At 74.7% G+C, this 652-nt stretch carries 1 protein-coding gene; it reads right to left on the bottom strand.

What is annotated here, in order from left to right; all coding sequences use genetic code 11:
• Positions 1 to 171 precede the first annotated feature (171 nt).
• On the bottom strand, positions 172 to 652 hold a 481-nt coding region (locus IBL25_RS26520; RefSeq protein ID WP_187781395.1), incomplete at its 5' end, for a uroporphyrinogen-III synthase.

Genomic DNA, 652 nt, shown 5'->3' with positions numbered 1-652 from the left:
CGGGCTCCGGCGCAGGGCCGGGCGCGGCGGCTTCCGGCGGCAGCGGTGCCGCGGAAGAGGGCTGCGGCGGCGCGTTGCGCCCCTTCTCCCGCCGTGCGTCGCCGCCCTTCGACGGGGAACGGGCGGGGCTGTCCTTCGGCGTATCGATCATCTTTCTCCTGCCCCTCGCTGTCAGGCCCTCGCGGCCGGGTGGGGCGCCGGGCCCAGCAGAGCCAACAGCGCCATCGGTTCGGGCGTGGGGGTAGCACGGATCTCCTGCCAAGGCAGTCCCGCCAGTGCCGTCGCAATCCGCGCCGAGAGCGCCAACGCCTTCACGTAATTCACAGTTTCGGCCAGCCCTGCCTGCCGCAGCAAGGCCATGGTCACGCCAGCGGAGCGCGGCGAAAAGAACAGGGCCGCCCGCACCTCCCCTGACCGCAGGGATGCCAGCGCGGGCTCTGGCAGCGAATCGGCGGGGCGGGCGGCATAAACGACGCGGCGGCGCACGCTGAAGCCATGGCCGCGCAGGGCATCGGCCAGCGCGGTGCTGTAGCCCTGCCCCACCGCCAGCAGCAGCGGCCCGGCGCGCGGGTCCAGCGTGGCGGCGGCCTGGGTGGCCAGGGAAGCGGCATCGCCCTCGGCCGCGGTGACATGGCGGAAGCCGGCCGCGCTG

The organism is Pseudoroseomonas ludipueritiae, assembly GCF_014490445.1.
In the GTDB taxonomy this organism is placed as follows: domain Bacteria; phylum Pseudomonadota; class Alphaproteobacteria; order Acetobacterales; family Acetobacteraceae; genus Pseudoroseomonas; species Pseudoroseomonas ludipueritiae.
The sequence above is the reverse complement of the archived record's forward strand: the minus strand, read 5'-3'. Positions and strand labels throughout refer to the sequence as shown.